The 7,875-nt window shown below is 33.5% G+C and carries 4 protein-coding genes; all 4 read right to left on the bottom strand.

Annotated features, from left to right (window positions below; all coding sequences use genetic code 11):
* Nucleotides 1-211 precede the first annotated feature (211 nt).
* On the bottom strand, nucleotides 212-2,194 hold the full coding sequence (locus tag ACKI67_RS10505; RefSeq protein WP_407463489.1) for a 4Fe-4S binding protein: 1,983 nt from the start codon (nucleotides 2,192-2,194) through the stop codon (nucleotides 212-214).
* A 613-nt stretch (nucleotides 2,195-2,807) separates the two neighbouring features.
* On the bottom strand, nucleotides 2,808-3,713 hold the full coding sequence (locus ACKI67_RS10500; protein WP_407463487.1) for an AEC family transporter: 906 nt from the start codon (nucleotides 3,711-3,713) through the stop codon (nucleotides 2,808-2,810).
* 217 nt (nucleotides 3,714-3,930) lie between these two features.
* Nucleotides 3,931-4,866, bottom strand: coding sequence for a DNA repair and recombination protein RadA (gene radA / locus ACKI67_RS10495; protein WP_292787566.1), 936 nt, complete (start codon nucleotides 4,864-4,866; stop codon nucleotides 3,931-3,933).
* A 110-nt stretch (nucleotides 4,867-4,976) separates the two neighbouring features.
* On the bottom strand, nucleotides 4,977-7,436 hold the full coding sequence (locus ACKI67_RS10490) for an OB-fold nucleic acid binding domain-containing protein (RefSeq protein WP_407463486.1): 2,460 nt from the start codon (nucleotides 7,434-7,436) through the stop codon (nucleotides 4,977-4,979).
* Nucleotides 7,437-7,875: the final 439 nt, after the last annotated feature.

Raw genomic sequence — 7,875 nt, 5'->3', positions numbered from 1 at the left:
ATTTTTTAATTAAATAAAACTTTTTATTAAATATATAATATTTAATATTATTCTTGTTTTATTATGCAGTATAGACTTTGCAGAATTGATGGAATTTTAGAAAAAAGATCTGATTTTAAAAAAATGTTTGAAATAAAACGTTGCCCAATATACGAACAAATAAAAATTGTTTAAAAAAAAAGAAAAAGAAAAAGAGAATAAATCTCTTAATCTATTTTGCAACATCTTCGAGAGCTGCTGCAATTTGTGCCATAATTTGTTCGGTTTTGAAGTGGTTTTGGTTCATAGCACCAGATGGACATGCACCTACACAGGTACCACATCCTTTACATAATGCAACGTTAATAGCTGCGTGTTTGTCTGCGCCTTCACCTTCAATACTTACAGCACCGAATGGACATAATTCTACACATACTTCACATGCACCACAAACGGTAGTATCAGTGTCAGCAGTAATAGGTTCGATTTCTACTTCACCTTTAGCCATTGGGATAGATGCTCTTGATGCTGCAGCAGATCCTTGTGCTACTGCGTCAGGAATATCTTTAGGACCTTGTGCTACACCAGCAATGTAAACACCGTCAGTTAAAGTGTCAACAGGTCTGAGTTTTGGGTGAGCTTCCATGTAGAATCCGTCGGAAGTTCTGGATAAACCTAAGGTTTGTCTGAGTTCGTTAGATCCTTTAGGAGGTTCTAATCCTACAGATAATACAACTAAGTCGTAGGTGTATTCAGTTACTTTTCCGAGTAAGGTGTCTTCTGCTCTTACGGTTAAGGTTAAGTCATCGTTTTCGATGATTTCAGCAGGACGTCCTCTGATGAATTCAATTCCGTATTTTTCTTGGGAAGTTTTGTAGAACTCTTCGAATCCTTTACCGAATGAACGGATATCCATGTAGTAACAGGTTACTTCAGTATCAGGTTCGTGGTCAATACATAATTGAGCGTTTTTCATGGAGTACATACAACATACTCTTGAACAGTAGGATTTACCAATTTGTTCATCTCTTGAACCGACACAGTGGATGAATGCAACACGTTTAGGTTCTTTACCGTCGGATGGTTTTTGTACGTGACCACCAGTAGGACCGGATGCGTTGATCATTCTTTCAATTTCCATTGCGGTAATTACGTTAGTGTATCTACCGTAACCGTATTCGTATTTTTCGGTTGGGTCATATGGGTCGTAACCGGTTGCTGCAATAATGGTACCAACATGGAGTTCGATTTCTTCTGGTTCCATGTTACGGTCGATTGCTTCAGGACCACATACGGTTTCACAAAGACCACAGTCGATACAGTAGTTTTTGTCGATAGTTGCACAGAGAGGTACTGCTTGAGGGAATGGGATGTAAGCTGCTCTTACCATACCTACACCTTCGTCGTAGTAGTTAGGTATTTCGATAGGACAGACTTCTTGACATTGTCCACATCCAGTACAGTCTTCTTCTTTAACGTATCTAGGTTTTTTCTCAACTTTTACAGTAAAGTTACCAATGTAACCGTCTACTTCTTTTACTTCTGCGTAAGTAATTAATTCAATGTTTTCGTGTTTGGAAGTGTCTACCATCTTAGGTGCGAGAATACACATGGAACAGTCTAAGGTAGGGAAGGTTTTGTCTAATTGACCCATTCTTCCACCGATAGTTGGGTTTCTTTCTACCATGTAGGTTTTGAATCCCATATCAGCTAAGTCTAATGCAGATTGAATACCTGCTACTCCACCACCGATAACAAGACATTTTTTGTCTACTGCTACTTTAGAAGCTTCGAGAGGTTCTAATAATCTAGCTTTTGCAACAGCCATACGAGTTAAGTCTTTTGCTTTTGCAGTTGCTTCAGCAGGTTGGGTCATGTGTACCCAAGAGTCTTGTTCTCTTAAGTTAGCAAATTCAAATAAGAACTTGTTTAATCCAGCTTCTTCTACACATCTTCTGAAGGTAGGTTCGTGAAGTCTAGGAGAACATGCTGCTACTACGACTCTGTTTAAGTTGTGTTCTTTGATGTCATCTTGAATAAGACTTTGACCTGGGTCAGAACACATGTATTTGTAATCTTTTGCGACAACTACGTTAGGTAAAGTTTTTGCGTATTCTGCTACTTCAGGACAGTTTACGACTCCACCAACGTTTACACCACAGTGGCAAACATATACTCCCACTCTAATTTCTTCATTTACATTTTCTTCTGCCATTAAATCACCTTGTACAAGTAAAATGATTAATCATTTGATCTAATTTTTTAAATATATTATATATATAAAATATTAGACAGTATAATTTTTCTAAAAAGTGAGTATATAAAGGTTTCTATTAATAAGTAGGAGTAAAGTATATATATGAGAATATTTTAATTTAATTAGAAAAGGTAAAATTAATCAAAACCAATAATTTAGTGTTATAATAACTAAAAAAAGTAAATTATTACGTTATTTAAAAAATAAAAAGATATTTACTCTTTATATAAGGAAATAAAATACTTTTTGATAAGCCTAAATTTTTTAAAATTCTTACAAGAAATTTCAAATAAAGGTGGAAAAGCCTTTAAAAACTGAAAAAAATCTGAACAAAAATAATAGTAAAAATGGGTTAAAATTAAAAATAAAGTACATATATCAATATTTATGATTAAAACAAATTAATTAATCAGTATAATTAAATAATAAGAGAAAAATAATCTAAAAATAAAAATTAAAAGGATTACATAAAGAAAAAAGATAGTGTAACCTTTTATGCAACACCCAAAAAATCAATAAAAATGGGTAATTTTAGGCCAGCTAAAACCTTACAGAACCCTTGACATGTTCGTTAAAGAATGAACATTAAGAATATTGGAATGGTGACTAAACTAAATAATGTAGTTGTAAAAATACAGTCTGAAGTCAATTCCCAATCAAGCTTATATGTGATGGCTATTACCAAACCTAACATGGCTGAAGACATTGTGGCTTCAATGAATCCAATAGTGTGATTAAATCCTGTAATATGAAGTAAAGACAATACTCCTAAAGCAATCAAAGGATAAATGACCAATTTAATTACAGAAGCCAAACTCACTTCCTTCAAATGGTTTTTCAATCCTCTGATATTCAATGATAAACCTAATGAAATCATAATGAGAGGAATTGTAGCACCTGCCAAATATCCTACAACAGTTGATCCTACAGGAGTGATTGGAATAGAGAAAATATTGAAGAGGATTCCTAAAATTATCGCCCATAAAGGCATGAATGTAATAATCTTCTTAATTGCAGTCTTCATTGTTCCGCCGAATATTAAAATCAAAATGAAGCTTAATGCAACAAATGTTATTGAAGTGGAAACATCACAGAACACTGCCCTTATCAGACCTGAATTGCCAAATATTCCTTGGGTGATCGGATAACCTAAAAAACCAGTATTGCCTAAGACCACTACCACCATAAAGCTCCAAATTTTCTTACTATCCCAGCCTAAAATTTTAAGTAGTGAATAAGTTAATATACCTACAATTAAACTGGTGATTAAGATATAAACTGTTAAAATGCTTAATCTTGGAAGTAAGGAAACATCAGCATTATACAAAGCATTGAAAATCATACATGGGAGAGCTATATTGATTACTATATTATTTAGTGTTTCGACATCTTCTTCTTTCAATAGGCCTATTTTTTTAGATAAGGCACCTATCAAAATCATGACTATGATTGAAACAATAATTATTCTATAATCCATATAACCAACATACCAAATTTAATATTTTAAAATAAGTAATTTTATATATTATTTATAGGTTTAATTTATTAAAATTAGTTAAAATAGTTTTTGTAAAAATAGATTAAAAAATAGATAAAATTAATAAAAAAAGAAACTAGTTGGCAAACACTCCCAACTAGTGAAAATATTTTTGGTCAAGGTTTTTGCAGGCCGAAGGCCTGGAAAAAGCTTGGAGTTAATCAACAATACCATCAGTGGTAACTTTAAATACAGCTTCCCCTTCTGGTAAGTGTGGGCTGTCCACTAATCTAGCAATTCTTTTTCCTGCTAAACCTTTTTTAAGCCAAATTCTGTATGTGGAAGCGTGACCTAAAACGTGTCCACCAATAGCTTTTGTTGGGCTTCCGAAGAAAGCGTCAGGTCTTGCTTGAACTTGGTTAGTTAAGAAAACAGCTACATTATAAGTGTTAGCCACTTGTTGCAATGCATGCAAGTGTTGGTTTAATTTTTGTTGTCTTACAGCTAAGGATTCTCTTCCAACATATTCTGCTCTGAAGTGTGCCATAAGAGAGTCTACAATAACCAATCTTACATTTACTCCACTTTGGATTAATTCATTGATCTTTTCAGCCATTAAAATTTGGTGAGAAGAGTTGAATGCTCTTGCAATGTGGATTTTTCTTAATACTTCCTCATGGTCGAGACCAAATGCATCTGCGATTTGTTCTACCCTTTCAGGTCTGAAAGTGTTTTCAGTATCAATGAATACACATTCACCATCTAAACCGCCTTTTTCCTTAGGCAATTGAACAGTTACAGCCAATTCATGAGAAATTTGACTTTTACCTGATCCGAATTCACCGAATACTTCAGTAATAGCTTGAGTTTCGATTCCTCCACCGATTAATTCGTCAACTCCTTTACTTCCAGTAGTAATACGGCCAACATCACGTCTTCTTTCCATGACATCGAATGCAGTTTCGAAATCAATTTTTTCTGCTCTACGTGCAGCTTCAATAACTTTTTCAGCTACACCTTCACCAATCTCTGCTTTCACAGATAATTCCTTAGCAGTAGCAGTAGCCAATCTCATCATATCAGCAAAACCAGCTTCTCTTAATTTTTCAGCTGTTTTTTCTCCAACGTTAGGTAAGTCTTCAAGTTCTACCATAATTATCAACCCATTAAATAAATTTTATTAAAGTTCATCAATTTCTAATACTTCTATATAATTAAAATAACATTTTTGAATTTTATAAAAATAAAAATGAATAGAAAAACTTAGTATTCATTTTTGAAAATTCTTTTTGGTCTAAGTTTTATCTCTTCATCATAATTGTTATAAGTAATATCAGCAAGCAATTCTAAAGTATTGCCATCAATATCCATCACTTTAGTTTCCAAGAATCCAAAGTCTCCGTCTCCTTCCTCATATAAGGCAACGATATCATCATGTTTCATGTCAAGCAATTCCTCTACCAATTCATTGTAGAAGGTAACTTGAATCTCACCGGTATCGTCAGTGATTTTACCAGGAAGCATTAAAAGATATTTTGGTTTGTCTATGTAGTTTCCACAATTTGGACATTCTTCCTCATCCTCATCTTCAATAGTGCGATTACAGATAGGACATTTTGGAATTAGCATTCTTTGGATGTAAGGTTCTGAAAATACACCTTTCACTCTTACATTTCTGTCTTCCAATTCGAGACTTGCAATGTCCTTAGAAGTGTATAAGGTTTCCTGCAATTCTTCAATGTCTGGAAGGTTTTCCAATTCCTTGTAGGAAGGTTGCAAAATGTTTGTAGCATTACCGATGGATAACTCTAAACGGTTGGATCTGTCATTATAGTTTATACGTGGATTTTGGATTTTGATTGCCTCATTGATGTCATAAGGAATATCAGTCTTGTCATCCCATAATGTGACAGCTATAAATCCTGAAACGTCACCAACAGTCATGTTTCTGACACGGCCTTTAGTACCGTCCTGTCTTTCAAATTCACGAATGTCTTCAAGTTCCAAGATTCTTGCTACAACCTTGACATTCATGTCATCTTCATCTAAATCATCGATTTTCTTGGTTTCATAAATTTGTTCTTCCAATTCTTCAAAGCTAGGCAAATCAGAAGATTCCGCATCGGTAAGTTCGATTACTCTGGTTGTTTTACCAACATTGAGCTCAACTTCATACATTCCAAGTCTGGTTCTTGCGTTTTCAACTTGATATGCTTTACCTATGCCATAATCCACTTCTGCCTTCTCATCCCAAAATGAAATTCTGACTTTACCAGTGGAATCCGCTATATCACCAGAGCGAACAAAACCGGTTGAGCCGTCATCTCTTTGGAAGGAATGGGAATCATTGATTGTGATTAATCTACCAATGATGTCAACTTCTTCACCATCATCTTCATGATCTTGAACCTCACTAATGGTTATTGGGCCTAATTTGCTTGAAATTTCATTCAAACCTTCAATTAAATCTTGGTTTTCATCTGGATTGACTCTTAATTCAGTATTCCAGTTTGTATTTACCCTATAACCGCTGGTTGCATAATCGTCATACTCAATATTTCCACCAATGACCTTAAGAACATCTCCTTTGGATACTTTAAGCTTAGTGTCATCTCCCCAAAGAGTAACTCTTATGGAACCGGTATCATCTGTAATCTCGATTGATTTTACATAACCTTTGGTTCCATCCTGTCTATCGAATGTGATAGTGTCTTGGATTTTAGTTACAATACCTATTAAGCTAACATCTTTGATCTCTTGAGCATTGCCAATTTTTATGATGTTCTCTTCATATTCAGGAATATCGAAATCCCCTTCAACTTTAAGGATTCTACCATCCCAATGGGATAATGAAATTTCACCATTTCTTTCTCTGGATTGTTCATTGAGAATCTTGACAATATCTCCTTCTTTCAAATCAAGGCTGCTTACTAATTTCACATCATTGTTCCATAAGGTATAGGAGATTTTACCAGTGCTGTCTTGAATTTCAAGAGAGGTAACTTTTCCTTTCTTGCCGTTGCTTTCATAAGTGTGAGGAGCAGGTGCTCTGATTAATCTTCCGATAATGCTTACTTTCTCATCAGGAACAATATCGGAAATTGAGATGATATTTTCCTCGTAAGCTGGGAAGTCTGCAATGTTATCAGGCCAGTTTTCACTAGACTCGTCAATTGTTCTAAGCAAGGATCTAGGACGTAACTGGAATTCTTTACCGCCTCTAAATCCATCTTTACAATCTATTTCGGAAATCTCTACAATATCTCCTTCAGAGATATGCTTAAGATGTTTGATGTTTTCAGTCCAAAGGACAAGTCTTACTTCACCGGTATTGTCAGCAATTTGCATGTTTGCAAGCTTTCCAGCATCCCCTTTTCTTGTAGTGAAAATTTTTGGATTGGAAATAGCCATAACCCTTGCAATAACACTGAAACCTTGATTTCCAGGTTCAACTTCCGCAATTGTTTTAGGAGTTTCCACATCAAAACCAGTGACAGTTTCTGTTTTTTCTCCAGTAAATGGATTAACTACCATATCGATGAAATCTTTATCACTGAAAAAAGAAGCATCTTTGTACTCATCTTTAACTTTATTAAATTTATCTATGAATTCTTCTTTAGATATGTCGTCTTGAACTTTTTCCCAACCTTCTTTAACGTATTGGAAATCTTCTTCACTTATATCTTCAGCCAAATTCATTCCATTGAAAAATTCTTTATCCATACCAAACCCTCGTTTTTTTTAAATTATAAATTCAGTAAAAATAATCTAATAAAATAAAATAATCTTCTTAATTTGGACAATTTCATTATCGGACTAATTTGAATTAAGTTTGATCATTGATTTTATTACAATTTTTTCAAGTTAAATTATAATTTAATTTTTGCTATATATAATAATTAAGACAGAGCATTTGAAAACTAATAGTGCCATTTCAAGTGAAAAAAATATATTAGTTTTCATCCGCCTTTTTAAAAATGTAACCATATAAGATATTTAAATAATGAAATAAGAATAAAATATTAAATAAAAATATTAATGAATAAAAATAAAGGCCCATAATTCTAATGGGTTGTTTAAATAGCTATTTAAAATCTTTATTTTTTATCATCAAATTTTTCATCAAATTTAATTTTTAAACCATTGAATTCATTATAATTAT

Source organism: Methanobrevibacter sp., assembly GCF_045577275.1.
In the GTDB taxonomy this organism is placed as follows: Archaea; Methanobacteriota; Methanobacteria; order Methanobacteriales; family Methanobacteriaceae; genus Methanobrevibacter.
Note: the sequence above shows the minus strand (reverse complement) of the source record. Positions and strands in the feature narration are given on the sequence as shown.